This window comes from Hymenobacter mellowenesis, from assembly GCF_030581005.1.
In the GTDB taxonomy this organism is placed as follows: domain Bacteria; phylum Bacteroidota; class Bacteroidia; order Cytophagales; family Hymenobacteraceae; genus Hymenobacter; species Hymenobacter mellowenesis.
Genome location: NZ_JAUQSX010000005.1, coordinates 322,053 through 347,304 on the forward strand (window position 1 = coordinate 322,053; position 25,252 = coordinate 347,304).

Genomic DNA, 25,252 nt, shown 5'->3' on the forward strand with positions numbered 1-25,252 from the left:
CCGCTATGGCCCAATCGACCACTTTGCAGTCACCCGCTGCTGCCGCTACTCACGACGCTCCACGCACCGGAAACTGGGATGGCGGCAACGAACCCTTCAAGGCGAGCTACGGCAAGCTGATGATGTGGTTCTTCCTTCTGTCTGACGCTTTCACCTTTGCAGCTTTCCTCACTACTTATGGCATGATTCGCCATAAGCACGAGGTGTTCACCGGCGAAGCCAAGGATTTCGTGTTCAGCACGCGGTGGTGGCCGATTCCGGACCACGTTTTCAACGCCTTCCCCGGCATGGGCGAAGCCAACGTGCCCCTGGGTTTCGTGGCTTTGATGACCATGATTCTGATTTTGAGCTCCGTGACGATGGTACTGGCCGTAGAAGCCGGCCACCGCATGGACAAGAAAGACGTGCAGAAATGGTTGCTCTGGACCATTTTGTTCGGCAGCACCTTCCTGCTCAGCCAGGCTTGGGAATGGAGCCACTTCATCCACGGCCACGCCGAGCCCACCATCATGGCCGATGGCACCAAGCTGTTTGGCGCTAATCTGTCCATGAACCAGTACGGTCCGGTGCTGTTTGCCGACCTATTTTTCTTCATCACCGGCTTCCACGGCACGCACGTATTCTCGGGTGTCTGCCTGCTGGTGTGGTGCTTCATCGCCACCACCAACGGCACGTTCGAGAAGCGCGGCCACTACGAAATGATTGAGAAAATCGGCCTCTACTGGCACTTCGTAGACTTGGTATGGGTGTTCGTGTTCACTTTCTTCTACCTCGTTTAATTCGGGTGTTGAATGCTGAATGTTGGGTGCTGAGTTTCAAATTCAGCCCACATTCAACCCTTAACCCTCAACATTCAAAACTTCAAAAATGGCTTCCCACGCACCCACTGAGCACACGCTCGCCCCCGGCGAAATCGCCAAACCCAATACCGGCTGGATTTGGCGCGTATTCGGTATCCTCGTGCTGATTACGGCGGTTGAATTCGTTTTCGTGTTTCTGATGCACCCGAGTACGTTGCGCAACAGCATTTTCATCGTCCTCACCATCTTCAAGGCTTTCTTCATTGTGGCCGAGTTCATGCACTTGAAGCATGAAACCAAAGGGTTGATTTGGACTATTCTGGTGCCCGTCGCTCTGCTGATTTGGCTGCTGGTGGCATTGATTACAGAAGGCTCGTTCATCGGCGAAGTCCTGCAAAACATGTTTAAATAGCTGATGCGGCCCCGCCAAACCCTGTTGTTGGGGCTGCTGCTATTGGTGCCAGTACTGGCATTTCTGTTTCTTTTTAGCTTCGGCAAAAACCGTTACGCGCTGCCCACTTACCTGCCCGACCGCGTGGATTCCACGCAGGTTGGCGGGGAGTGGCGGCGCGATACTGTTTTCCACCAGATTGCGCCATTTCAACTGCCCGCGTCCACGGGCCGGGTGGTGAGCAGCCAGGAACTCGGCAAAGGGCTCTACATTGCCCAGTTCTACGATACCGACGCGGCTAGTGGCGGTGTAGCCCGGTTTCTGTTGCGGGTGCAAGAGAAGTTCCGGCACGAGCCGCGGGTGCGCATGGTCACTTTCGTGCTGAATGCTGACCCCAAGCAGCCCGCCGCCCTTACCCGGCTGGCCGAGCAGTACGGGACCATTGCGGGCAAATGGTTTTTCCTCACCGGGCCGGCCGATACGCTGCAGCGCCTCACGCGGCAGGAGTTTCGCCTCACCTCCGACCCCAAGCGCCTGCCGGGGGCTGTGTACACGGCCAACATCCCGGCGGGCCGGCTGTTGTTGGTTGACAATCAGCGCCGCGTGCGCGGAATCTACGATGGCACTGACGGCCGCGAAATAGACCGATTACTCACGGAAATCACCGTGCAGCTTTACGATTATGAGCACCCCCACTGAACAATTGCACCCCCCGGTGCTGCAACCCGGCGACTATACGCGCTACAAAATCATCCTCGGTACACTGGGTGCGGTGGTACCGTTGCTGGTGGCCGTGCTGTATTATTTCCCCGAGACTTTTCGCATTCCCGGGGCGCAGGTGAAGTTTTTGCCTGCGCTGAATGCGGTACTTAACTCGCTCACGGCAGTGTGCCTGCTGGCGGGCTTTTACTTCATCCGCCAGAAAGACGTGCTGAAGCACCGTGCCATGATGGGCACGGCCTTTGCGCTGGGTGGTGTGTTTTTGCTCTCGTACGTGGCCTATCATTCGCAGGTAGCCAGCACGCATTTTGGCGGTGTGGGAATTATCCGCTCGGTTTATTTCTTCCTGCTGCTCACGCACATCAGCTTGGCGGTGGTGACGGTGGCATTGGTGCTATTTACGCTTTATTTTGCGCTGACCGGGCAATATACTAAGCACAAAGCCATTGCCAAGTGGACGTTTCCCGTGTGGTTGTACGTATCCGTAACGGGTGTTATCGTGTACTTCATGATTTCGCCTTACTACACTTAGGTCTAAAACTTGAGCGCAGAAGCTGCTTGTAACAAAGAACTTTACTTCCCAATCGGTGTTGCTATCCTTATGAAAAAGACCTTTTTCTCCGCCGTTTTTGCCCTGTTGTTGGGCGTGCTGTTGACTGTGGCGCCGCTGGCAGCCCATGCGCAGTGCGTGATGTGTAAGTCGCAGGTAGAATCGGCCCGGCAGGAGCGTGACGACTACGATGTGGCCGGCCTCAACAAAGGCATTGTTTACATGATGACCGTGCCGTATATCCTGATGGGCGCCGTGGGTTACTTCTGGTACCGTCGCACGCACCCCAAGGCTAAACCGGCGCGGGCGTAATGCCGCCGCTGACGGCCATCAACTCAACTCCGCTGGCACTGCTGCATTTGCGGTGCCCGCGTTGCCATACGGGCGAGCTTTTTACGCATCCAGCGCTGAGCACCAGTTTTATGGACATGCCGGATGCCTGCCCGGTATGCCGGCAAACGTATGAGCCGGAGCCGGGCTTTTACTACGGGGCCATGTACATCAGTTCGGGATTTTCGACGGGTTTGCTGCTGGCTATTGGCTTTTTGCTGTTTTATCTAGCTGATGACCCGCCTTTGTGGGTTTACATCGTGTCGGTAGCAGGTGCGGTGCTGGCCGTGGCGCCGCTGCTGTTTCGGTATTCGCGCGCTGTGATGCTGTATGGTTTCGGTGGGGCACGGTTCGACCCTCGCTATGCCGCGCACTAATGCTTGGTTTTTCGGTTACAATTGAGATGCCGCCTTCGGGCGGCATTTTTATTAGGCGCAGATTTTGCGGGGGCTAGTGCGGAGCTAAATTTCAATGGCTGATTTACGCGTTTATTTTGGGTTGAAAACCTAGCTTGGGTCCACTTTTAACCACTTTTCTTGTTACGCACTTCTACACCTTCCGGCAAAATTGTGGTTTCAGGTGCGGCGTGGCGGCGTTTGCCGTGGCTACTGCTGTTGGGAGCGGCCGTGTGTTTCATTGGAGGCTATTTAGCCAGTCGCTACGCCCATGCGCCGGGCGTGGTGCAGCGCACCGACGTGGCACGCCTGCAGCAACTGGTGCGCACCGCCGAAAACCAAGCCCGCCGCGAAGCCGATACCGTGGCCGCCCGACTGCCACGCGGAAACTACAGCTTCCGGCAGTTGCTCGCCCAAACCACATTCCCTACCTGCATTCTCGAAAACGGGACGCTGCGCTACTGGTCCGATGCCGCGCTGCGCCCCGAGGCCGAAGCCATCAGCACCGTTTCCGAACAGCTGATTGAAACGTCGGTAGGCCAAACGACGGGGAGTAGTTTCCTGCTGTTGCGGCGCATGGCCGGGCGGTTTACTATTCTCACTTATGTGCCGCTGGTACGGCACTACGGCATCAAAAACCGCTATTTGAGCGAGGGCGATGAGCAAGCGCTATTCCGTGGGTTGGAGCTGAAGGTGGTGGCCGATAGCGCCGGGGCCGGCCGGGCGCGGTTCGAGGCTGCCGACGGGCACTACCTGTTTTCCATTGAGAGCCTGCAGCCGAACCCGCTGACGGGGCAGTACGTGCCGCTGGCGCTGTTGAGTATAGGCAGTTTGCTGTATGCGGCCGGCTGGCTGTTGCTGGCCCTGCGCTGGTGGCGGGGACGGCGGGCGGGGGCGGCCGTGGCGGCATTGGTGGCGCCCCTGGCCGTACTGCGGTGGGCACTACTTTATCTGGGCTTGCCGTTCTCGTTCATTGAGTTGCCGTTGTTTGACCCGCGGGTGTATACGGCGACGTGGTGGGCGCCTTCGCTGGGCGATTTGCTGCTCGATGCGCTGCTGGCGTTGCTGGTGGCGGCGGCGGGTGTGGCCCTTTGGCGGCATTGGGGCGTGCTGGGGCGGGTGCGGGCCCCGCGTAAGCCTAGTGGGCAGCTGCTGGCCGCGGCTGGTCTTGGTGTGGCGTTTTGCGGCTGGCTGGCGGCGCTGTTCGTGTATTACACCACCGTCTTTGGAAGCTCGCAACTGAGTCTGGACGTATCGCGCAACCTGCAGGTGACGGGTTTCTGGCTGTTGCTGGCGCTGGCGACGCTGCTGCACACGGCCGCTTGGCTGGTGGGCTTCTTTGGGCTAACGCAACTGGCGGGCGCGCTGCTGCAGCACGTGCCCCGGCGGGCGCTGCTGCTGGGACCGGCGCTGGTGGCGCTGCCGGTGCTGGGCGTGGGCGTGGCATGGGGCCTGCCGTGGGTGTTGCTGATTGGCGTGTTACTGCTATTTGCTTCGTTGGTGCGCTCGGCGGGCTTGCAGGCGGCCCCCACCACGGGCAGCTACCAGTCGACGATACTGATTGTGCTGCTGCTGGCCCTGACCTCAGCCACCGGGGCCCTGGCCCTGTACGCGCATTTCGAAAAGCAGCTACTGATAGATAAGCAGCGTCTGGCTGGCAACATGCTTATCGATAATGACTTGCAGGGAGAGTTTCTGCTGGGCGAACGCATGCGCGAAATCGCGGCTGACCCCTTTGTTCGGCGCTCGTTGTCGGCGGCCTTCGGGCGGCCGGAGGTGGTGCGGCAGCGCGTGTCGCGGCAATACCTGGGCGATTATTTTGATAAGTACGAGAGCACCATCACGCTCTACGACGAAGCTGGCGACCCCATTGGGGCGCCAACGGGCACGCCGGGCCTGGTGGCCGCACGCACCGAACTGGAGCACAACGCCGCGCCTACCGACCAGAAAGGCGTTTATCTGGTCAATTCGGCCAATCCGTTCAGCTCACGCCGGTATGTGGCTTATATCATCGTGCCGGGCACGCGGGTAAATGGCATCGGCCTGCCGCTGGGCGCGGTGCGGGTGGAGCTGACGCTGAAAAAGCTGACCACTTACAGCGTACTACCCGAGCTGTTGGTCGACCAGAAATTCTTCCAGCCAGGGCTGGCTACCGAGCTGAGCTACGCGGGCTACGACCGAGGCCGGCTGGTGTACAGCGAGGGGGATTTTGACTACGCCAACCGCCTGCCCGAAGCCTTACTGGCCGACACTACTTCCCGCCTCTACGTGGGCGGCCTGAGCCGACGCGGCTACCACCACCTGGCCGTGCAGGGTTCGCACGCCCGCACGGTGGTAGTGACGACAGCCACGTATTCGGTGGGCGACTGGCTGGCCAATTTCTCGTTTCAATTCCTGCTGTCATCCTTTTTCTGGCTGTTGATGGCCGGCATCGTGCTGCTGCTGCGTGGCCGGGCGGCGGCCCGGTTGCAGCTCAACTTCAGTACGCGGATTCAGCTCTTGCTCAACGTGGGCATTGTGGTTCCGCTGCTGGTGGTGAGCATAGCCACGGCCAGCCAGCTGATTGATTCCTACAAGCGCGACCTGTCGCACACTTACGAGCGGCGCGGCCAGCTGGCCTTGGAAAGCCTGCGCCGCCAGCGCCACCTGCTGAACGACAGTAGTGCCCGGCCCACGCTGGCGGTGCTGGCCCGTAACGTGGCCGCCCTCACCGAAACCGACCTCAACCTCTACGACGCGCACGGCGAGCTGCTGGCCAGCAGCCAGCCCCTGATTTTCGACGCCGGCCTGCTGGGGCCGCTACTGAACCCGCAGGCCATGGTGGCGCTGGACGAACGCAACCGACCCCGGGCGTTGCTGACGGAAAAAGCGGGCTCGCTTTCGTTTAACGCCCTCTACCTGCCGGTACGGGCCAGCGCGGGCGAAGTGGTGGTGACCGATTTGGCCGGCCATGCGCTGGCCCACGGCGGATTGGGGAAAGAACGCCGGGTTTCCGCCACCCCGGAGTTTGACGACGACGATGGCTCGTCGGAAGATGAGGTGGCCATGCCGACGGGTCCGATTCTGGGCTACGTGGGCATTCCGTTTTTCGACTCGGAGAAGGAGCTGAATACCAAGCTCACGGAGCTGTTCACCACCATTCTCAACATCTTCACGCCGATGTTTCTGCTGTTTCTGGGGCTGGCGTATGTGGCGGCCCGGCAGCTTACGGCGCCCCTTAAGCTTATCACCGAAAAGCTCACCAAAACCACTCTCACCGGCGAAAACGAACTGCTGGACTACCGCAGCTCCGACGACGAAATCGGTCTGCTGGTGCGCGAGTACAACACCATGCTCACCAAACTGGAAGCCAGCAAGCGCGAGCTGGCCGCCCAGGAAAAAGAGGCCGCTTGGCGCGAAATGGCCCGGCAAGTAGCCCACGAAATCAAAAACCCGCTCACGCCCATGAAGCTGAGCCTGCAGTTTTTGCAGAAGGCCATCAACGAGCGGCGGCCGAATGCGGAGGAGCTTATCGGCCGCATCAGTCAGACGCTCATCACCCAGATTGATGTGCTGAGCGACATCGCCACCAGTTTCAGCACCTTCACCAACCTGCCCACCATGCGGCCCGAGCGGCTGGACGTGGCCGCCGTGCTGCGCCGCTGCGCCGCCCTGCACCAGCCCGACGCCAGCGACGGCGCCCTGGACCTGAGCCTGCCCCCCGACGCCGAAACCGGCCGCTACGTGGTGTATGCCGACGAAAACCTGCTGGTGCGCACCTTCAATAACCTGCTTATCAACGCTCGCCAGGCCGTGCCGGAAGGCCGCGAGCCGCACATCGATGTGTCGTTGGCGCCGGTGAATGGCAGCAGCGTGCGCGTGGTCATCCGCGACAACGGCGCGGGCATTCCCGACGAAGTGCGCGAGAAAGTGTTCGTGCCCAATTTCACCACCAAGGAAACCGGCTCGGGCATTGGGCTGGCCGTGGCCAAGCGCGGTATCGAAAGCGCGGGCGGCAAAATCTGGTTTGAAACCGAAGTGGGGGAGGGTACCAATTTCTTTATCGAATTGCCCTTGGCCGGCTAAAAGGCCCTGAAAGCAGCTTAAAGAATAGGTGTGTCGAAACAGTTGTCATCCTGCGCTCGGGCTGACAACTGTTTCGACCTCCTAATCTTCATTATAAAAAAGCCCTGCCGACACTATCAGCAGGACTTTTTAGCGCGCTTCGTGGATATTATTCTACGACCAGGTGGGTGGTGGCGCTGCCGCAGCGCACGGTGTAAACGCCGGTGGGCAAGCCCCGCAGCTCAAGTGCCAGCTGCGGGGCGTGCGCGGGCAGGCTGGCCGAGCGCACCAGCTGGCCCAAGGCGTTGAAAACCTGAACCAATCGCACTTGCGGCTCCGCGGGCAAATGCAGCGTGACGGTGGCCGTGGCGGGGTTTGGAACTAGCTGCAACGGAGCCGTGGGGACGGTGGCCGCGCGGGTGGCAGAAAGTAGGCTGGTGTCGTAAATACCGAAGAAGTTCATGCCGCGGCTGTAGTCGCCGGTGGATTCGAAGATGCCACCCACGTAAAGCCGATTGTTCGCCCCAACTGCCATGGAACGGCCGAGGCCGTTGACGCCAGTGCCCAGGGCCGTCCAGGCCGTGCCGTTCCAGCGGGCCACTCCCTGGGAGGCCACCCCGCCCGCCACGTAGAAAGTGCCGCCCGCGTAGAGACTATTTCCGACGAGCAGCAGGGCGTCGGCCTCGTTGGTGAGGCCGGCCCCCAAGGGGCCCCAGGCGGTGCCATTCCAGCGGGCTATGTAACTGGTGGCTACGCCGCCGGCTTGCTGGAAATAGCCGCCCGCGTACACCTCGCCCGCGGCGGAAGCGGCCACCGCGTAGACGGGGCCGCTGGTGCCCTGTCCCAGCGGGCTCCAGTTGCTGCCATCCCAGCGGGCCACGTTGCTGGCCCCGATGCCCCCGACGCTCTGAAAAATGCCGCCTACGTAAAGGGTGGAACCCACCGCGGCCAAGGCCACCACCACGCCGTTGGTGCCCGTGCTCAGGCCGTGCCAGGCCTGGCCGTCCCAGCGGGCAATGCTGGGGGCGGCTACGCTGCCGGCCGCGTCGAAACTGCCGCCGGCGTACACCTCGCCCGTGTTCGTCGTAGCCAGGGCAATAACCACGTAGTTGGGGTTGTAGGCCAGGGAACTGGTCAGGCCCGCGCCCAGGGCGCTCCAGGTGGTGCCATCCCAGCGGGCGATGTTGTTGGCCGGTACGCCGCCGGCACTGGTGAAGCTGCCGGCCACGTACACCGCCGAGCCGGCTACGGCAATGGCCCGCACCCCGCCGTTGATGCCGGTGCCCAGCGAGTGCCAGGCGGTGCCGTCCCAGCGGGCTACCTTGTTGGCCGGCACGCTGCCCGCCCGGGTGAAGATGCCGCCGACGTACACATCGGAGCCGGAAACCGCGACGGCCGAGATAAAATTATCGGTTCCGAGGCTCATGGCGTTCCACGCGCCGCTGCTCCAGCGGGCGGCCCCGTCCACGGCCAAGTCGCCGGCCCGGTTAAAGTCGCCCCCTGCGTAAACATCGGCGTTGAGCGTAGCCAACGCCAGCACAAAAGTGGTTCCCGTTGAGCCAAACATGCTAGTGCCCAAGGCGGTCCATCTGGTGCCGTTCCAGCAGGCCACGTTGCGGGCGGCCAGCGTGCCCGCGGTGGTAAAAATGCCCCCGACGTAAATATTCGACCCGGCTACTGCGAGGGCACAGACGGGGCCGCTAGTGCCTTCGTCCAGGTTCAGCAGAAAATTGCCGTTCCAACGAAGAATGCAGTGGTAGGGGCGGCCAAGGCTGGTGTTCCAATAAAAACTGCCGCCCACGTACACATCCGGGCCCGCCACGGCCAGGGCGTACACGTCGCCGCCCTGCACGCCGGGGCCCATGTTGGTCCACCCATTGCCGGTCCAGATGGCCAGCTTGTTGGCGCCACTAAAATTGCCAACTTGCGTGAAGGCGCCGCCGACGTACACGTTCGACCCGGCCGCCGCCAGGGCGTACACGGTGTTGTCGACGCCGCCGCCCACGGTCGCCCAGGTCGTGCCGTTCCACTCCGCCAGCCGGCCGGCGGCCGTGTTGCCAGACTGGGTAAAGCTGCCGCCGGCGTACAGGTTGGTGCCGGTGGCCGCCAGCGCATACACCGCGTCGTTCAGGCCCTGGCCCAGCGCGCTCCACGCCGTGCCGTTCCATTTGGCTACGCGGCTGGCCGGTTGGCCGCCGGCCTGGGTGAAGTCCCCGCCCACGTACAGGTCGGTGCCCCAAAACACCAGTGCCCTGACGTCGTCATTGACACCGGCGCCCAGCGGGTGCCAGGAGGTGCCATCCCAACGGGCCACATTGCGGGCATCGACTCCGCCGGCGGTGGTGAACGTCCCGCCCACGTAAATATCAGCGCCCTGCACCACCATGGCCATGATGGTCCCATTGGTGCCGGAGGCGCCGAAGCCTTGCTGCCACTTCTCATCGCCCGCGCCCTGCACCCCGGCGGGCCGAAACACCGGTTTGCCATCCGGGGCCGTGCGCAGCCGGAAGCCGGCCGCATCGAAGGAGCCGCTAGCGCCGGCCCGCAGGGTGCCGTCGGGGTTCAGCGCCTGGGCCAGTGCTACCGGGGCATTGGGGCCGCCGGGCATTGGCCCCGCGGCCGGCCCACTACCGGCCCAGGCGCTGGCGGTGCCAGCCAACAGGCAGAGCCACAGAAAATTGATGGCAATAATGAGATGACGCCGGTGAAAGGGAAGGAGGGTAGAATGATGCATAAAGGGCATTCATGAAGTGAGCCGGAATGGCCGCCAAAGTTCTGATTTATTGGCCACTTAGCAATGCCAGGAAATTAAGTTTACACAAACGGCGAAGCTGGCCCCGTTTTGGCTGGCCGAAGCATGACCGTGCAAGGTAAAAAGCGCTGCGTTTTGCCCCCAGGGAGCCGTAGCGCACCGGAACACACGCCGCCCGATAGCGGCGGCGCCAGGCACGAAACCCGTTCTTTCCGCGTTACTGCGCCACTCCCGACCTTTACCGCATGATTCGCCGCCTACGCCTGTGCTTCCCCCTCGCGGGCCTGCTCTTCGCGGCGCTATTGTTTCTAAACCAGGCGGCAGCGGCCCAAACCCGCCCGGCCACAACCGGCCAGGCGCCGCCGCCCAGCACCCGGCGCTGCCGCTGGGTGCGCCTGGCGCCGGGCCGCGACACCACTTATTTCAAACTAACGGACACGCTCACGGTGGTGCCCTCGTCCGTCATCGCCCAGCGGCGCGGGCTGGATTATGACGGCCGTACCGACCGGTTTCGCTGGGTGCGACCGGCCCCGCGCGACAGCAGCGGCGCGCCGCTGGCCGATTCGCTGGAAGTGTGCTACCGGGTGCTGCCGCTGCGCCTCACGGCCGCGCGCTACCGCCGGCCCATCGGGCTGATGGACAGCCTGAGCTTCCGCAAATCCATGTTTAACATGGAAGATTTTTCGGTGAAAGAGCAGATTCTGAGCACGCCGGGCATCAACAAAACCGGAAACCTGGCGCGGGGCATCAGCTTCGGCAACACCCAGAACGTGTTTGTGAATTCGGCCCTGAACCTGCAACTCGAAGGCAAGCTGGCCGAAAACATCAACCTCACGGCCGCCATTTCCGACCAGAATGTGCCCTTCCAGCCCGAGGGCAACACTCAGCAGCTGCAGCAGTTCGACAAAATTTACATCACCCTCACCAACCCCAACTGGAGCCTGACGGCCGGCGACGTGGTGTTGCGCAACAAGCCCGATTACTTTCTGCGCTACTACAAAAACATTCAGGGCGCGGCGGCCGAGGCCAATTTTGGCCCGCCCATCGTCGGCCTGGCCGGCACCGGCGCCGCGCAGGGCGTGTCGAATGCGACGTTTCTGAATGGCATGCAGGGCCAGGTGGTGAACGGCAGTCTGCCCGCCGGGCCAGGCAACACCACCGCCCCGGCCACGCTCAACCCGCCCGCCATCAGCCAACCCCAGCTGACGGACCCCAACCGGCAGGGCAGCACCGGCGCGGCCCCGCCGCTGCCTCAGGGCGATGCCGCGCCCGTGGCCGGTGCCTCCGTGAATAGCGGCGGCGTGCGCAAGGGCCTGGTGTGGCGCTCCTCCACGGCCATCGCCGGCGGAGTAGCTAAGGGCAAGTTCGCCAGCATCGACGTACCGCCCATCGACAACGTGCAGGGGCCGTACCGCCTCACCGGGCCCAACGGCGAGCCCTACATCATTGTGCTGGCCAACTCGGAGAAAGTGTACCTCGACGGCCGCCTGCAAAGCCGGGGCTTCGATGCCGACTATACCATCGACTACAACCTGGCCGAAGTCACCTTCACGCCGCGTCACTTCATCACGCGCAATTCGCGCATCAAAATTGACTTCGAATACTCGGACCTGAACTACTCCCGCTCGCTCGTCACGGCCAGCCACTACCAGCAACTGGGCCGCCTGAGCGTGCACGGCAATTTTTACCAGGAAGCTGACAACCCCAATAACCCCCTCAATATCAGCCTGCAGGACACTACCCTCGTGCGCCAGCTGACGCAGGCTGGCAACGTGGGCGTGGCCGCCGTGGCGGGCGGCGACTCGACGGCCTACAACCGACGCATTGTGCAGTACCACCGCGAGTTTCGGGCGGTGGCGGGGCGGCGCGTGCCGGTGTTTACCTACGTGGGCGCCGATACGCCGGTGGACTCCGTGCGCGGCTCCTACACGGTGCTATTTACGGACGTGGGGCAGGGCAATGGCGACTACGAGCGCAGCACCAATGCGCGCTTCCAGAACACCAACGGCACGGTGTACGAATACGTGGAGCCCGGCAAAGGCCGCTACCTGCCCATCCGGCGCATTGCCACGCCGTTGCGCAAGCAACTGGTGACCGGCGGTGTGAGCTACCAGGTGGACAGCAGCACGACGGTGTTTGTAGACGCCGCTCACTCGCGGCTCGACCGCAACCGCTTTTCCTCGGCCAGCGACCAGGACGGGGCCGTGCGCGTGGGCTACGTGATGCAGGACCGCCGCCTGCCCGCCGCCCTGGCCGGCGGCGCGCTGCGCGGCTACCGCCTGCGCTCGACGTTGGACTACGAGTACACCGGCAAACGCTTTTCGCCGATTGACCGCTACCGCGACGTGGAGTTTGAGCGCAACTGGAGCAACGGCAGCACCCAGCAGAGCACCGGTGTGGCCTCGGTGGCGCGCGAAGATAACATCTTTAATTTCAGCGTGGGCGCGGCGAAGGATTTTAATAACAACGTGAATTATCGCCTGAGCCGGCGCTACCGGCCGGGCGAGGTGAGCGGCCTGCAGCACTGGCTGGACGCGGCCCAGAAGGTGGGCAACGTGGAGCTGCGCGGCTCGCTGTTCGTGCTGAATTCGGACGCCGGGCGTTTCCATTCCAGCTGGGCGCGGGGCGAGGCCACGGGGCGCCTGGTGGGCGGGCGCGTGGTGCCGGGCTACACCTATCGGTTCGATAAAAACCGCGTCAGCTCGACCAGTACCGACACCATTCGCTCGGCCAACTATTTCGACGAGCACAACATCTTCCTGCAAAGCCGCGACTCGGCCCGCACCCAGTTCCGGCTCGACTACAGCTACCGGCGCGACCAGACGCCCAACAAGGAGCAAACCGCCCTGCAAAGCCGCGGCACCGCCCAAACCTGGCAGGGCACCATGGCCGCCCGCCTGAGCAAAACCCAGGACCTGCGCCTGCTGGCCACCTACCGCGACATCGACTCGCTGGGCTTGGCCCGCAACCGCACCGTGCTGGGCCAGGTGTTCTACAACGCTAGCCTGCTCCAAAACCAGATTCGCTCCGAGCTGAACTACAGCGTGGCCACTGGCCGCGAATTGAAGCGTGATTACTCCTTCCTGGCCGTGCCCGCCGGGCAGGGCACCCACTACTACGCCGGCGACCTCAACGGCAACCTGCGCGAGGACAAGGAGGAGTTTTTCGAGGCTCAGACGCCCGACGCACAGTACCGCACCTACATTAAGGTGTACTTGCCCACCACCGACTACATCACGGCTTTCACCAACCGCCTGAGCTACCGCCTCACCGCGGCGGCCCCGCGCGGCTGGCGCGAAGCCGGCGGCTGGAAAGCGGCCGCCTCGCGCTTCGCCACCCTCACCAGCATCACCGTCGACCGCCGCACCACCGACCCGCGGCTGCTTTCGCGCCTCAGCCCCTTCAGTTACGACAAGGAGGACGACCAGCTGCTGGCCTTCAATCAGTTGTTTCGGAACACGCTGTATTTCAACCGCTCCAACCCGGTGTTCGGGGGCGAGTTCACGGTGCAGCAAACCCAGCAGAAAACCTTGGTGGCCCAGGGCACGCAGGGCTTCGATTTGCGCAACCTCAGCACCCAGAGCCTGCTGCTGCGCCGCACGCTGGCCACCTCGTTCACGGGCCGCCTCACGGCCACGCGCGACATCCGCGAGGCCACCAGCAGCTACCTGCTCACCCGCAACTATCGCCTGCTGATTTACACCGTGCAGCCCGAAATCAGCTACCAGCCCTCGCCCAGCCTGCGCTTCACGGGCACCTACCTGCGCACCCACAAGCAGAATACCCTCACCGCCGACCTGCCTACGCTGCCCACCCCCACGCCCGCCCAAACCAACCCCGGCATATTCGACGAGCTGGGCATCGAAACCCGCGTGAGCCAGGTGAACAAGCGCACCATCACGGCCGCTACGCGCTACACCCGCGTGCAGTTCAACGTGGCCCGGCCCGAAGACCTCAACTCCGTGGTCGCCATCGAAATCCTCAACGCCCTGCGCCCCGGCAGCAACTTCACCTGGAACCTGAACATCGAGCAGCGCCTGAGCAACGGCCTGAATATCACCCTGGCCTACGACGGCCGCAAAGCCCAGGGGCTCAACGCAGTGCACACCGGGCGCATGCAGGTGGCGGTGCTGTTTTAACCAGATTAGCGTTTATGGCAACTCAGGAATAGGCCATTTTCGCCGCCCGCGCCGCCAGCCCGGCCGTGAGCTCGCGCTGCTTGTAGCATAGCGGCAACGCCGTGCCTGATTGAAACGCCCGCACCGTAATTTCGGCGCAGGCCCGCGCATCGGATAGGGCGTCGTGGTGGTTGAGCTGGATGCCAAAATGCCCGGCCACGTGGTCGAGTTTGTGACGCTCCAGGTAGGGCCAGCACACTTTGGCCAGTTTCACCGAGCACAGGCTGTGGAAGGCCGGAATGGGCAGGTCGAAGTCGCGCAGCGTGTATTCGAGCACGCTCACATCAAAAGCTGAATTGTGAGCCACGACGGGTTGCTCGTACAGGTAAGGCAGCAGGTCGGTCCACACGTCGGCCAGGGTGGGAGCGTCGTGCAGCTGTTCTTCGGCGATGCCATGTACCTGATAGTTGCGCCAGTCCACTCGCAGCACGCGGGGACGCAGCAGGGTTTGGTATGTTTCCACAATCTGGCCGCCGCGCACCCGCACCACGCCCACGGCGCAGGCGCTAGCCCGCTGCTCATTAGCGGTTTCAAAGTCGATGGCCGTGAAATCAAGGTTGGCCAGGGCGCGGGTAATGGCGGTTTTCATGCTAGCAATATAGCGGGACAAGACACTTCATCTACTGCTGAATTGCGTCCGGCACATCAAAATGCTGCGATGTTGCCGAGGCGGCTGAAGGCTCGCAGCACACATCGGGCACTTCAAAGTAGCGCTCCATCACGCCGTTAATGTTGCCTTCGCAGCCGGGCGTGAGGTCGATATCAAACTCAATGTCATTGCTGAACTGGCGCAGCGGAATCAGCACGCGGCCGTAGGGGAGGCGCAGGGGCGGTAGCGTCACGGTAGGCTGACCGCTGCGATGCGCAGCGCGTAGCGTGGCGAAACGAGCCTGCATCTGAGCATCGAAAGACGCGGCGCTGCTTAGTAGTTCGCGCCAGGCCTCGGTTACGTGGCCGGCCAGGAAAACGCCTGTGAGCAGCAGGGCGGGCCCCAAGCCGGTGCGTAGCCACCTCGGCCAGCCGGTCATTGTCCCGGAAACTTGCTGGGCGGCCAGCCAAGCCAGCAGGGCCGCTGAAATAAGCATCACCAGCAGGATTTCGTTTTGAGCGCGCATGAGTGGCGGACCCACCACGATATAGCGGAAGAGCAGAAATCCGGCGAAATGGAGTGCCCCAAATGCCGCCAGCAGCCCCCACCACTGGCGGCGACCCACCGAAATCAGCCGCCCCCCCGCTTGGCGGTGCCAGCAGCCCAGCCACCAGCCGGTGCCGGCCGCAGCCAGCAAACTCAGCAGAATTTGCGGCTTTACGAGAAACAAAACGAGGGAGTACGCTGCCCGCGGCCCCAGCACCAGCCAGCGGTAGGCGTGCAGCGGGTCGGACGGCGGCGCCATGGCGATGACGCGGGCCCAGTTGCCGGGCGCCACCACGGCCACAACCGTAGCCGCGCCCCCCACCGCCAGCCAGAGCCAGCCCTTGGGCCTAGCCGCCGCTGGCAAAAAGTAGCCCAGCACCGCCAGCACCGGCAGGGCCTGTGCCAGCGTCAATTCATTGCCCACCAACGCCAGCACCAGCGGCCCGCAGGCGCAGGCGGCGGTGCGCCAGGGCCGCGCCGGTTGGCCCCAGCCCACGCGCAGGGCCAGCGCTGTGAAATTCAACAACCCAATCAAGGGCACCTGGTAGGCCACCGCGCCACAAAACCAGTAGAGAAACGAGAACGGCGCGGGTGCCGCGTTGCAAAACAGCGCCAGCAGCAGCCCCGCCGCCCAAAACGCCGCGGCCCAGGAGCAGGCCACCCGCAAAGCCGAGTGAAACAGCGCCCGAATCAGATGTGCGATGCTCATCCACTGCGCAACGAATAGCGCAGCCGTAACGGGCTTCACGCCGCCCAGCCAGCCGTAGGTGACGGGGTTGAGCCAGGTCATGAACACCGTGGAGGTGTAGCGGCCGGTCCAAGTGAGGTAGAGCCAGCTTTGTACGCCCAGGAACCCATGCTGCCGCGTCCAGTAGGCATCGCGGAAATCATCGAAAAACGGCTGATTAAACGCCGTCAGTAGCAGAAACGGGGCCAGCGCCAGCAGCAGCCCCAGCCGCAGCAGCAGCTTGAGACGCGGCTGCTTCAAGGTTGCTGAATCCGGCATCACGGGGCCGAAACGCTGGGGATGGCCAACCGGCGCGCCGCCTTCACCACGGCCAGCTCCGCTTGTCCGGCCGGCGCCTGGGCCGCGTCGAGCGTCGCCTTGGCCGCTGCCAGCCACGCCGCCGACGGCACCTGTCCGCCTTGCAGCTGCATGAGCCGCTCCAGCAGCAGCCGGGCCACGGCCGCCAGGTTGGTGGAAAGCGGGCCGTACTCGCGCAGCGTTGGGTTTAGCAGAAACTGCGGTTGCAGCACCACGTCGTTGGCCTGCCAGCGCAATAGCTGTGCGCGCAGCGCGGCCACCTGCCGCTGCGAAGCGGCGGTGCGGCCCGCCGCCGTGGCGCCGCCTGCCACCACGCTGTCCACCAGTATGCCAAAGCGGCGGGCCACTTCCGATTCGGCCGGGGCGGCATCCACCAGCCGGTTCAGCGGGGTGGCGGTGGTGTAGGTGAAGCCCTGGAAATGGCGCTTGTATTCCTTCACCGGTTCCAGCACCTCGGCCAGCGTGCGTAGCGGCGCCACGTTGCTGCTACCGGCTAGCTGTTTGAGCAACAGCTCGGGCACGATGCGGTGGCGCAAGCCCAGCGTTTCCAGCTCGGCCGAAATAACGGGCAGGCGCCGGTATAAGTCGGCCACGCTTTGGGTACTGGCCTGCGGCGACCACAGCCGCTCGGCCACCGCCGCGGCGCGCGGCCAGATGCGGGAGTCCAGCACCACCGAGTCGGCAAACTCGGCCCACATCGCCGCCTCGCCGCCCAGCACCAGCTTGCGCTCGACGGGCGTCAGGGGCGAGTCGGGCGGCAGCGGGTCAGTGAGGTAGGAGCTGGCGGCGGTGTTGTTCAGGTCGAGGTAGTAGCCGTTCGATAGCAGGACGGGGTGGCCAAGCTTGGCCGCGTCAACCAGACCTTTTTTGCCACGCCAGCTTTGAATAACCGTTTCTCTGGGCAAGTCCGGCCCCAGAATTTCATCCCAGCCAATCATCGTTTTGCCGCGCTTTTGCAGCAACGCCAGCACACGCCGGTTGAAGTAGGTTTGCAGCTGGTGCTTGTCCACGGTTTTGCCATCGGCTTTCACCATTTTATTGGCCTGCATGTAAGCCACGATGCGCGGCGTGCGGCGCCAGTTGCGCCCGTCGTTTTCGTCGCCGCCGGCGTGGAAATACGGGTCCGGAAACAGTGCCGTCATCTCCGTAAACAGCGAATCCAGAAAGGTATAGGTGGTTTCCCGGGTGGGGTCGATGGCCACGTTGGTGGTGCGCCACGAGGTATAGGGCGCGTAGGTCGAGTCATTGGATTTCAGGCGCGGGTAGGCTACTATCCAGCTGGTGGTGTGGCTGGGCATGTCGAACTCCGGCACTACCCGAATGCCGCGCGCCGCCGCGTAGGCCAGCACTTCGCGCACCTGGGCCTGGGTGTAAAACAGGCCATCGGTGCTGCCCACCGTGTGCAGGCGCGGAAACACCTGGCTCTCGACGCGAAAGCCTTGGTCGTCGGTCAGGTGCCAGTGCAGCACGTTCAGCTTCACCGCCGCCATGCCGTCAATGTTGCGCTTGATAACGGCCACGGGCATGAAGTGCCGCGCCGCGTCAATCAGCAGCCCGCGCCAGGCAAAGCGCGGCTGGTCCTGGATGTCGACCTCGGGCAGGTAGCGCTGCTTTTTCTCCGTCACGGGCAGCTGCTCCAGCGTGGCCAGCGCCCGCAGCACGCCCAGGCTGGTGGGGGCGTCGATGCTCACGCCCATCGGCGTCACGCGCAGCGAGTACCGCTCCTCATCGAACTTCTCCGGCTGGCCAACGCGGCCGTAGCGGATTTGCAGCACCGGGCCAGCGGCTGGCTCGGCCGGCCCTTGCAGGCGCGTGAGCAATCGGCGCACGGCTGGCCGCACCGCCGGGTCGGGCGAGGCATCCAACTGCAGCTTCAGCGGCTTGCTGAGACTCAGGCGGTCTTTGCCCCAGTGCATTTCGGCGGGCAGGGGCAGCAGGTTGGGCGCGGGCTGCGCGCGGGTGGCCGGAGCAAGCAGAAACAACCACAGCCCCAGCCACGCGGCCAGACAGATTCGGATTCCTATCATCCGGGCAAAGTACGGGCAGGCGCCGCGTAACGCCGCCGCCGGAGCTACTCGACCACCAGCCGTTTGGCCACTGCGCCCAGCGGGGTTTGCACCTGCACCACATAAAGACCAGGCGCTAGGCCGCTCAAATCCAGGCCAACCCGCGCCGTTGCGGGCAGGGGCAGACGGCGTACCACGCGCTGCAGGTCCCTGATAAGCACTTCGCCACCTTGCCGACTCAACTCGGTAGGCAGCGTGAGAACGGCCTGCTGCGAAGCAGGATTGGGTGCCAGTGAAACGGCCGCCTCCACGGCTGGCCGGGTGGCCAGGGCCGTGGGGGTGCTGGCGCAAGCCACGGGCGGCGACCCGCCGCCGGCGCAAATCGACGACACGCACACCCGATAAGCCAGGTTCGGACTCAGCCCCGTGAACGTGTACTGCGGCGTGGTAACGGCCGTGGAGCCGACCAGCGTCCCGGTCGTCGTTGCGCAGTCAATAAAATAGCCCGAAGCCCCGGGCGTAGCCGTAGCCGAAACGCTGACGCTGGTGCTTGTGCGCGTCAGCACCAGGTTGGTGACGGACGGGCAGGTGGCAGCCGAGCCGGTAGTAAAGCTGGCGTTGATGGCCGTGGAGAAGCCGCTGGTGCCGCAATAGCTGGTCACGGTCACCGTGTACAGGGTGCCCGGCGTCAGGTTGGCCAGCGCCACGGGCGGGGCCGTTGGGGCGGGATTGATGGTTTGGGCCGCGCCGCTGGCCGTCTGGTACACGATGACGTAGTTCACCGGCGTCGGGCTGGGTACCGGGAAGGTGAGGGTGGCACTCGTGCTGGTAACGTTGGTGATAATGAGGTTGGTGGGCGGGTTGCACTGTGCAGCGGCGCCGAAGGGAGCAGCCGCTAACGCGGCGAGCAGTAAGCGTTTAAGCATGGCAATAAACAGTTGGGTTGACGAATGCCAGCGGCCCCGCGCCGCCGGTATCTGCCAGACAAGCACAGCCGTGGAAAGGCTGCCCAACTGCTTCCAAGCGCCTGGAACGCCTACTTAAATCAACCCCCGGGCCTTAAATTCCAGATACTTATTAATGGTATTCACCGTCAAATCCTTCGGCGCCGTCAGCAGCGAATAAATGCCGTAGCGCTGCAATTCGAGCACAATCTGGCGCTTTTCCTGCGCAAATTTCTCCGCGATGGTTTGGTTGTACACGTCCTCCGTCGTGTCGGCCGGCGCCTCCAGAAACTCCCGCAACTCGGTGTTCTCGAAGAAAACCACCAGCAGCAGGTGGTCTTTCGACATGCGCCGCAGGTAGGGCAGCTGGCGCTGCATGCCGTGCAGCGTCTCAAAATTGGTGAACAGAATCAGCAGGCTGCGCTGCTTGATGCGGGCCCGCACCGTGGCGTAAAGCAGCTCAAAATCGGTTTCAAGGTACTTGGTTTTCTGGCGGTACAGGATTTCGAGCAGCTTCAGTAAGTGGCCGGGGCGGCGGTCGGCGGCCAGGGTGGCGCCGGGCTGATTGGAGAAGGTGAGCAGGCCGGCTTTGTCGTGCTTGAGCAGGGCAATGTTGCTGACCACCAGCGTGGCGTTGATGGCGTAGTCGAGCAGGCTCAGCCCGTCGAAGGGCATGCGCATCACCCGGCCTTTGTCGATGAGGCAGTACACCTGCTGGGCGCGCTCGTCCTGGAAGTGGTTCACCACCAGCGCGTCGGCCGCGCCAGTGCCGGCCCGGCGGGCCGTGGCTTTCCAGTTGATGCTACGCGGGTCGTCGCCGGGTACGTAGGGCCGGATTTGCTCAAACTCCATGCTGTGGCCCACGCGCCGGATGCGCTTTACGCCCACCTCCGTGAGGCGGTTGTGAATGGCCAGCAGCTCGTACTGCCGCATCTGCAGAAACGACGGGTACACCGGCACCGTGCGGCCCTGCTCGTAGCGGAAGCGCCGCCGTACCAGCCCCAGCGGCGAGGCCGCGTAAATATTCAGCGCCCCAAATTCGTATTCGCCGCGCTTGGTGGGCCGCAGCTGGTAGTTGATGATGGTGGTTTCGCCCGGCTTCACAGTGGCCCGAAATAGCACATCGCGCCGCTGAAACTGATGCGGAATCTCGTCAATCGTCTCGGTCTGTATGGAAAACCGGTAGCGGTTTTCGAGGTAAATCTGCACGTCGTTGTCCGAGCCGTTGGCCAGCTTGTCGCCCATCACGCGGCGGCCGAACACAGGCACGGTTTTGTTTTTCGACGGGGCATAAAGCAGCAGCGCATCGAGCAGCGCCAGCACCACAAACACGCCCAGCGCAATCTGCATCGGCCCCAGCAGCCACGGCAGGAAAAAGGCCACGATGAAGCCAATGGCCAGAATGGCTACCAGCAGGAAAAAGCGCCGGGTCAGGAAAAAGCTCATGCGTTACGTAGTTGGTCCCGAACTTCCATCAAGGCAAAGCCCAGCAAATTAGGCCCTTGCCAGCGGGCGGGGTTCCCCGCATCCGGCGAATCGGCCGCCAGGCCGATGCCCCAGATGGTGTCCACCGGACTGGCCTCGACCAGCACCCGGTCATTAGTGGAGAGCAGAAACTTCAGCAGCTCCCGGTTCTGGCTGAACTTGTGCAGGTTGCCGGTTTTCACAATCTCATATTTGTGCGCTTCCCACACTTCGGGCACGAAGCCAACGATTTCGCGGCCCAACTTCTTGGCTTCGGCCGGGCTTGTGGCGGCCAGAATTCGGGCCAAAGTGGCTTCATTCTCGAAAAGCCGTGCTTTCTCAGCCATCATCCAATGCTCAGTGGAGGGGTAGTTGAGGCCGTCAATCTTGAAATCGGCTACCCACCACTGGCTGAGGCAGGACTTGGTGATGACGCCATTCTTACTGGGTTGGTGCCCCCAAAAAAACAGGTACTTGACGCGGACGTCCTGTGCCAGTTGCTCAAGGAGCCAAGCGGTGGAGTAAGCCATGTTCTTTTGCCAAGTGGCATTAATTCTGAACGTCATGCTGAGCGTAGCCGAAGCATCTCGCGTGCAACACTAATTCTTTCCTTACAATTGAGTTACTAATCCACGCGAGATGCTTCGGCTGCGCTCAGCATAACGTTCCACCTCGTTCCGCTTTACCGCGGCACCTCAATCTGCTGCATAATCTGCTTCACTACGTCGTCGGGCGTGCCGCCTTCCATCTCGCGCTCGGGCGTGAGCATGATGCGGTGGCGCAGCACGCTCGGCGCCAGAAACTGCACGTCTTCGGGCGTCACGAAGTCACGGCCCCGCAGGGCCGCCAAGGCTTTGGCGCCGTTGAGCAACGCCAGCGAGGCGCGGGCCGAGGCGCCGAGATACAGCGACTTATGCGCCCGCGTCTGGCCCACCAGCTTGGCGATGTACTCCAGAATGTTGGCTTCCACGCGCTGCTGGCGCACTTGCTGGCGTAGCGCGGCCAGGTCGGCGGCGCTGAGGATGGGCTGCACGGTCTCGAGGTTGGTGCTGCCCAGGCCGGCGTGGTGGCCGCTGAGAATCTGCACTTCCTCGGCCAGCGTGGGGTAGCCTACGTGCAGCTTGAACAGGAAGCGGTCGAGCTGGGCCTCGGGCAGGCGGTAGGTGCCTTCCTGCTCCACGGGGTTTTGGGTGGCCAGCACCAGGAAAGGCTCCTGCATGCCGTAGGTGGTGCCGTCCTGCGTCACGGTGCGCTCCTCCATCACCTCAAACAGGGCCGATTGGGTCTTGGCCGGCGCGCGGTTGATTTCATCAATCAGCACCACGCTGGCGAAAATGGGCCCGGGCCGAAACTCAAAATCCGCCTTGTTCTGCCGGAACACCGAAGTGCCCAACACATCGCTCGGCATCAAATCAGGGGTAAACTGGATGCGGCTGAACGGCACTTTCAGCGTGCGCGCCAGTAGCTTGGCCATGAGGGTTTTGGCCACGCCCGGCACGCCTTCCAGCAGCACGTGTCCATCGGCCAGGATGGCGGTGAGCAGCAGCTCCAGCAAGTCCGTCTGGCCCACGATGATTTTGCCAATTTCCGCCTTGATGGCCTCAGTTTGAGCTGTCAATCGGGCAAAATCGGTGCGTGGGCCGAAGGTGTTTTCCGGCGCGATGACAGCTTCGGGGGCTGACTGAGCTTCGGGAGCGGCCGGTGTTTCGGCAGCGTCGGCCGCCGGGCTGGTGGCAAAAGGCTGCGGCGTGGCCGGGGGGCTGCCCGCTGCGTCAGGAGCCGGGGTAAGGGAGGTCAGGTCGGGGTTTTCGTTTTCCATTTACAAAGTGCTGGCGTAGCCAATGAATGTCTGGGCGGTTTCCTCGTCGGCGCAAACCGCGAGTAGTTCCGAATGAATTTTAGCGGCGTAGTCGGCCGACACCAGCCGGTGGTGGTAGCGCTTCAGGTCCTGTAGCAGTTCGGCCAGATTGTTCCAGTCGAGGCCATCCATCAGGGCCATTTCAGCAGCCGGGGCCTGCTTGTAGAAGCGCCGCAAATCCCACTGGTATTTGATGAGCACGGCGAGCTTCTCGACGGTGAGCAAGTGCGCGTTCATCGGCCGGCCTCCCGCTTAAAATCACTGAGTGCTTTGCTCAGCTGCAGCAGCTGCTGGTCCGTCATCTGGGGCGCGGTGCGGGCGAAGTTCACCAGCCGCAGCAGCTCATCCACGCGCGGGCGCGGCAGGCCCGATTTCTGGCTGAGGCGCTCGCGGAAGTCGGCATCGGCAAAGTCGGGGCTGTTTTCCTGGAAGCGCAGGCGCAGGTAATCCATGAACAACGCCACCTTCTTCTCGGCAATCAGCGCATGGTTGCTGCCTTGCCGGTAGAGGCTGGCCACGGTGCGCGTAAACAGCAGCGTGGTATTGGGCAAGGGCTTGATGGTGGGAATGATGCGCTGGCGCCGCCGGGCTTCCACCAGCACAAACAGCAGCCCGCCGAACAGGCACAGATAATAGGCCCAGCGCAACGCCTCGTGGGCAAACACCACCCGCAGCAGCGACTGTTCGCCCACCGGCCCCTGCTTCATGTATTCGTCCCACCAGGCCCGGCGCGCGGGCAGATAGGCCAGTGCCGCCTCTGCAAAGCCCGCCGTGCGCGGGCGCAGCAGGTTATAGTTGGTGAAGGCCACCGGCGCCGTGCACAGGTAAAAATGCCCTCGCCCGTAATCAATCCGAACAAAGACGGCGTGGCCCCGCGCATCCGTAGCCAGGGTGCGCCCCACGCGCCCCGAATCTACTTCCAAGTACTGCTCTACCCCGACGCCGGGCAGCCGGATGTGGGCCCGCGCCAGCGCCGGATTGGTGAAGCGCAGGTCGACGGAATCGATGGAGAAAATGCCCTTCAGGTTTTTGGAAGATGTAAGCTCCCGCTCTTTCACCTGGAAGCCCAGGCTGTCGCGCAGCATGCCACGCTGGCTGCGGAAGTGCCTTGCCGCCACAAAAGCGTTGTTGCCGCGAGCCACGTATTGCAGCAAGGCCTGGGCATCGAGGCGAGTTAATTCAAAATCATCGTTTATAAACAGATAATTAGCCGAGCCCGCCCGAAGTGGAATGGCGCCGGTCGATTCTTCCTCCTCATCGTCCTGCCATTCCTCCGCTACGGATGATGCTGCCGAGTCGGGAGCGGTGGCCGTGGTGTCGGCCGCGTTTGCCGCGCTGTCGGCGCTGGCTGAGTCGGTGTTTTCGTGGGCCGAAGCCAGGTCGTTGGCATCGGGCGCCTGGGCCGTCCCGGCCGAGTCAGCGGGGGCTTCGGCTTCTTCCGCTTCGTCGTTTTCTGCGGCTTCGTTGGCCCTGCTCTCGGCTCGGCGCAGGGCTTCGCGCATCTGGCGCGAGGGGTAGTCGGGCGCGGCATCGTCGTAGGCGATGCCGGTGAGCTGGCTGTACACGGGCAGGCGCACGGTTTCCACCGAGTCGGTGCCGAGCAGGCGCGGCAGTTGGTCATACAGCACGTAGGTGCCGTAGGGAATCTTGTCCTTGTTGATGTAGGTCGGGCGCCAGTCCAAGGGCTTGGGCCGGTTGTATTCCAAGGTCACGTAGCCCGCAAACAGCAGCGCCACGCCCAGCAAATACAGGCGAAAGGTCGAAATCTGCGGCATCAGGCGGGTTGGGGAATAGAGGCCGAAACAGCCGGGCGGCCCGCGAGCAGGCTGCTCACGGCGCGCTGGCTGGCGCGCGCCTGCTGGTAGAGCGCGGCATTGAGGCGCAGGTCGCCGTACCACACGTACTCAAACTCGCGCGTGGCTCCGCGGAAAGCATCGCGCAGCGGCCCGGCCGCCAACTCGGCCAGATAGGCGTGGTTGGTTTTGTCGGGCTGCCACTGGATAAACCCATTATCGGTGAGGTGCTTAAGTACTTCGAGGTAGCCCAGGCGGGTAGCCAGGCGCAAGTTGCCGGCCGCCTCGGCCTCGGCAATGCGGGTGCGGAAATCCACCTCGTGAATATTCTCCGAAGCCGTGTCGTAGGCCAGTTGCCCGCGCCGACCTGCGCGCCCGAAGGCAGCCGTCACGTCCACCTGCATCAGCTTGAGAATGGCATACACCAGCACGGCCAGCACCACCGCGTACACGCCGTATTTCCAGCTTAGGCGGCCGGTGGGCGTATCAAACAGATTGCCCAGCCAGCGCCAGATGCGGGCCCAGAAGGCATCCCAGGCGTCGGTGCTGGCGTTGGGCTCCTCGTAGCGGAAGTCGCGCTGGCTGGCCAGCTCGCGCAGGCGGGCGGCATTGAGACGGCGCGTGGGCAGGGGCGTGGTGCGGTCGGCCGGCAGTGGCTTGGGCCGGAATTCGGCCCGGGCGGCCTGGGCCTCCACGGGCGGCTTGGGCGCCGCTTGCGCCGCGCCGCACGCCGCAGCCAGGCAGCCGGCCAGCAGCAGGCGCCGGGCCAGCGGGCCGGGCCGCCTCCCATTCTTCAGTTCAAGCTTACCCAGGAATTCACGCACGCCAAAAGCAGACAACGGCCTTA

General features: G+C 63.4%; 19 protein-coding genes. 8 read left to right on the top strand and 11 right to left on the bottom strand.

Features of this window, described 5'->3' with window-relative positions; translation table 11 throughout:
* Positions 1 to 5: 5 nt before the first annotated feature.
* From Q5H92_RS11995 to Q5H92_RS12025, 7 genes are all read left to right on the top strand, one after another.
* Positions 6 to 779, top strand: coding sequence for a cytochrome c oxidase subunit 3 (locus tag Q5H92_RS11995; RefSeq protein WP_305011765.1), 774 nt, complete (start codon positions 6 to 8; stop codon positions 777 to 779).
* An 88-nt stretch (positions 780 to 867) separates the two neighbouring features.
* Positions 868 to 1,212, top strand: coding sequence for a cytochrome C oxidase subunit IV family protein (locus Q5H92_RS12000; protein ID WP_305011766.1), 345 nt, complete (start codon positions 868 to 870; stop codon positions 1,210 to 1,212).
* 3 nt (positions 1,213 to 1,215) lie between these two features.
* A complete protein-coding gene (locus Q5H92_RS12005) occupies positions 1,216 to 1,890 on the top strand; it encodes an SCO family protein (protein ID WP_305011767.1) in 675 nt (224 codons plus the stop codon).
* Complete coding sequence (locus tag Q5H92_RS12010; RefSeq protein ID WP_305011768.1) at positions 1,874 to 2,443, top strand: DUF420 domain-containing protein; 570 nt, start codon at positions 1,874 to 1,876, stop codon at positions 2,441 to 2,443. Before Q5H92_RS12005 ends, Q5H92_RS12010 begins: the two co-directional genes overlap by 17 nt.
* Before the next feature lie 69 nt (positions 2,444 to 2,512).
* Positions 2,513 to 2,773: a hypothetical protein gene (locus Q5H92_RS12015; protein WP_305011769.1), complete on the top strand. Its 261-nt coding sequence runs from the start codon at positions 2,513 to 2,515 to the stop codon at positions 2,771 to 2,773.
* On the top strand, positions 2,773 to 3,168 hold the full coding sequence (locus Q5H92_RS12020) for a DUF983 domain-containing protein (protein WP_305011770.1): 396 nt from the start codon (positions 2,773 to 2,775) through the stop codon (positions 3,166 to 3,168). The genes Q5H92_RS12015 and Q5H92_RS12020 overlap by 1 nt, the downstream gene beginning before the upstream one ends.
* 159 nt (positions 3,169 to 3,327) lie before the next feature.
* A complete protein-coding gene (locus Q5H92_RS12025; RefSeq protein WP_305011771.1) occupies positions 3,328 to 7,251 on the top strand; it encodes a sensor histidine kinase in 3,924 nt (1,307 codons plus the stop codon).
* A gap of 148 nt (positions 7,252 to 7,399) precedes the next feature.
* On the opposite strand, the gene Q5H92_RS12030 is transcribed toward Q5H92_RS12025, so the two are convergent.
* On the bottom strand, positions 7,400 to 9,964 hold the full coding sequence (locus Q5H92_RS12030; protein WP_305011772.1) for a T9SS type A sorting domain-containing protein: 2,565 nt from the start codon (positions 9,962 to 9,964) through the stop codon (positions 7,400 to 7,402).
* A gap of 263 nt (positions 9,965 to 10,227) precedes the next feature.
* Here Q5H92_RS12030 and Q5H92_RS12035 point away from each other — a divergent pair, with 263 nt between their 5' ends.
* Positions 10,228 to 14,121: a DUF8818 domain-containing protein gene (locus tag Q5H92_RS12035; RefSeq protein ID WP_305011773.1), complete on the top strand. Its 3,894-nt coding sequence runs from the start codon at positions 10,228 to 10,230 to the stop codon at positions 14,119 to 14,121.
* Between the two features lie 22 nt (positions 14,122 to 14,143).
* On the opposite strand, the gene Q5H92_RS12040 is transcribed toward Q5H92_RS12035, so the two are convergent.
* The 10 genes from Q5H92_RS12040 to Q5H92_RS12085 form a co-directional block, all read right to left on the bottom strand.
* The gene (locus Q5H92_RS12040) at positions 14,144 to 14,749 is read right to left on the bottom strand and encodes a 3'-5' exonuclease (protein WP_305011774.1); all 606 of its coding nucleotides are present in this window, start codon (positions 14,747 to 14,749) and stop codon (positions 14,144 to 14,146) included.
* Between the two features lie 31 nt (positions 14,750 to 14,780).
* Positions 14,781 to 16,283, bottom strand: coding sequence for a hypothetical protein (locus Q5H92_RS12045; protein WP_305011775.1), 1,503 nt, complete (start codon positions 16,281 to 16,283; stop codon positions 14,781 to 14,783).
* Positions 16,284 to 16,300: 17 nt separating this feature from the next.
* Positions 16,301 to 18,367, bottom strand: coding sequence for a beta-N-acetylhexosaminidase (locus Q5H92_RS12050; protein WP_305011776.1), 2,067 nt, complete (start codon positions 18,365 to 18,367; stop codon positions 16,301 to 16,303).
* Positions 18,368 to 18,411: 44 nt separating this feature from the next.
* Positions 18,412 to 19,272 carry a fibronectin type III domain-containing protein gene (locus Q5H92_RS12055; RefSeq protein WP_305011777.1) on the bottom strand — a complete coding sequence of 287 codons (861 nt, stop codon included), beginning with the start codon at positions 19,270 to 19,272 and terminating at the stop codon, positions 18,412 to 18,414.
* Positions 19,273 to 19,386: 114 nt separating this feature from the next.
* The gene (locus tag Q5H92_RS12060; protein WP_305011778.1) at positions 19,387 to 20,736 is read right to left on the bottom strand and encodes a DUF58 domain-containing protein; all 1,350 of its coding nucleotides are present in this window, start codon (positions 20,734 to 20,736) and stop codon (positions 19,387 to 19,389) included.
* Entirely contained in the window at positions 20,733 to 21,284 is a 552-nt protein-coding gene (ybiA, locus tag Q5H92_RS12065) for a riboflavin biosynthesis intermediates N-glycosidase (RefSeq protein WP_305011779.1), read from the bottom strand. Before ybiA ends, Q5H92_RS12060 begins: the two co-directional genes overlap by 4 nt.
* A 152-nt stretch (positions 21,285 to 21,436) precedes the next feature.
* Positions 21,437 to 22,573, bottom strand: coding sequence for an AAA family ATPase (locus Q5H92_RS12070; protein WP_305011780.1), 1,137 nt, complete (start codon positions 22,571 to 22,573; stop codon positions 21,437 to 21,439).
* Positions 22,574 to 22,849: a hypothetical protein gene (locus Q5H92_RS12075; protein WP_305011781.1), complete on the bottom strand. Its 276-nt coding sequence runs from the start codon at positions 22,847 to 22,849 to the stop codon at positions 22,574 to 22,576.
* Entirely contained in the window at positions 22,846 to 24,387 is a 1,542-nt protein-coding gene (locus tag Q5H92_RS12080) for a DUF4350 domain-containing protein (RefSeq protein ID WP_305011782.1), read from the bottom strand. Before Q5H92_RS12080 ends, Q5H92_RS12075 begins: the two co-directional genes overlap by 4 nt.
* The gene (locus tag Q5H92_RS12085) at positions 24,387 to 25,229 is read right to left on the bottom strand and encodes a DUF4129 domain-containing protein (protein WP_305011783.1); all 843 of its coding nucleotides are present in this window, start codon (positions 25,227 to 25,229) and stop codon (positions 24,387 to 24,389) included. The genes Q5H92_RS12080 and Q5H92_RS12085 overlap by 1 nt, the downstream gene beginning before the upstream one ends.
* Between the last annotated feature and the right edge of the window lie 23 nt (positions 25,230 to 25,252).

What these genes read in the sequence shown, in the direction of transcription:
- Q5H92_RS12055 (WP_305011777.1), bottom strand. Translation starts at nt 19,272, where the DNA reads ATGCTTAAACGCTTACTGCTCGCCGCGTTAGCGGCTGCTCCCTTCGGC.
- Q5H92_RS11995 (WP_305011765.1), top strand. Translation starts at nt 6, where the DNA reads ATGGCCCAATCGACCACTTTGCAGTCACCCGCTGCTGCCGCTACTCAC.
- Q5H92_RS12015 (WP_305011769.1), top strand. Translation starts at nt 2,513, where the DNA reads ATGAAAAAGACCTTTTTCTCCGCCGTTTTTGCCCTGTTGTTGGGCGTG.
- Q5H92_RS12005 (WP_305011767.1), top strand. Translation starts at nt 1,216, where the DNA reads ATGCGGCCCCGCCAAACCCTGTTGTTGGGGCTGCTGCTATTGGTGCCA.
- Q5H92_RS12030 (WP_305011772.1), bottom strand. Translation starts at nt 9,964, where the DNA reads ATGCATCATTCTACCCTCCTTCCCTTTCACCGGCGTCATCTCATTATT.
- Q5H92_RS12075 (WP_305011781.1), bottom strand. Translation starts at nt 22,849, where the DNA reads ATGAACGCGCACTTGCTCACCGTCGAGAAGCTCGCCGTGCTCATCAAA.
- Q5H92_RS12010 (WP_305011768.1), top strand. Translation starts at nt 1,874, where the DNA reads ATGAGCACCCCCACTGAACAATTGCACCCCCCGGTGCTGCAACCCGGC.
- Q5H92_RS12060 (WP_305011778.1), bottom strand. Translation starts at nt 20,736, where the DNA reads ATGAGCTTTTTCCTGACCCGGCGCTTTTTCCTGCTGGTAGCCATTCTG.
- Q5H92_RS12040 (WP_305011774.1), bottom strand. Translation starts at nt 14,749, where the DNA reads ATGAAAACCGCCATTACCCGCGCCCTGGCCAACCTTGATTTCACGGCC.
- Q5H92_RS12020 (WP_305011770.1), top strand. Translation starts at nt 2,773, where the DNA reads ATGCCGCCGCTGACGGCCATCAACTCAACTCCGCTGGCACTGCTGCAT.
- Q5H92_RS12080 (WP_305011782.1), bottom strand. Translation starts at nt 24,387, where the DNA reads ATGCCGCAGATTTCGACCTTTCGCCTGTATTTGCTGGGCGTGGCGCTG.
- Q5H92_RS12035 (WP_305011773.1), top strand. Translation starts at nt 10,228, where the DNA reads ATGATTCGCCGCCTACGCCTGTGCTTCCCCCTCGCGGGCCTGCTCTTC.
- ybiA (WP_305011779.1), bottom strand. Translation starts at nt 21,284, where the DNA reads ATGGCTTACTCCACCGCTTGGCTCCTTGAGCAACTGGCACAGGACGTC.
- Q5H92_RS12050 (WP_305011776.1), bottom strand. Translation starts at nt 18,367, where the DNA reads ATGATAGGAATCCGAATCTGTCTGGCCGCGTGGCTGGGGCTGTGGTTG.
- Q5H92_RS12070 (WP_305011780.1), bottom strand. Translation starts at nt 22,573, where the DNA reads ATGGAAAACGAAAACCCCGACCTGACCTCCCTTACCCCGGCTCCTGAC.
- Q5H92_RS12000 (WP_305011766.1), top strand. Translation starts at nt 868, where the DNA reads ATGGCTTCCCACGCACCCACTGAGCACACGCTCGCCCCCGGCGAAATC.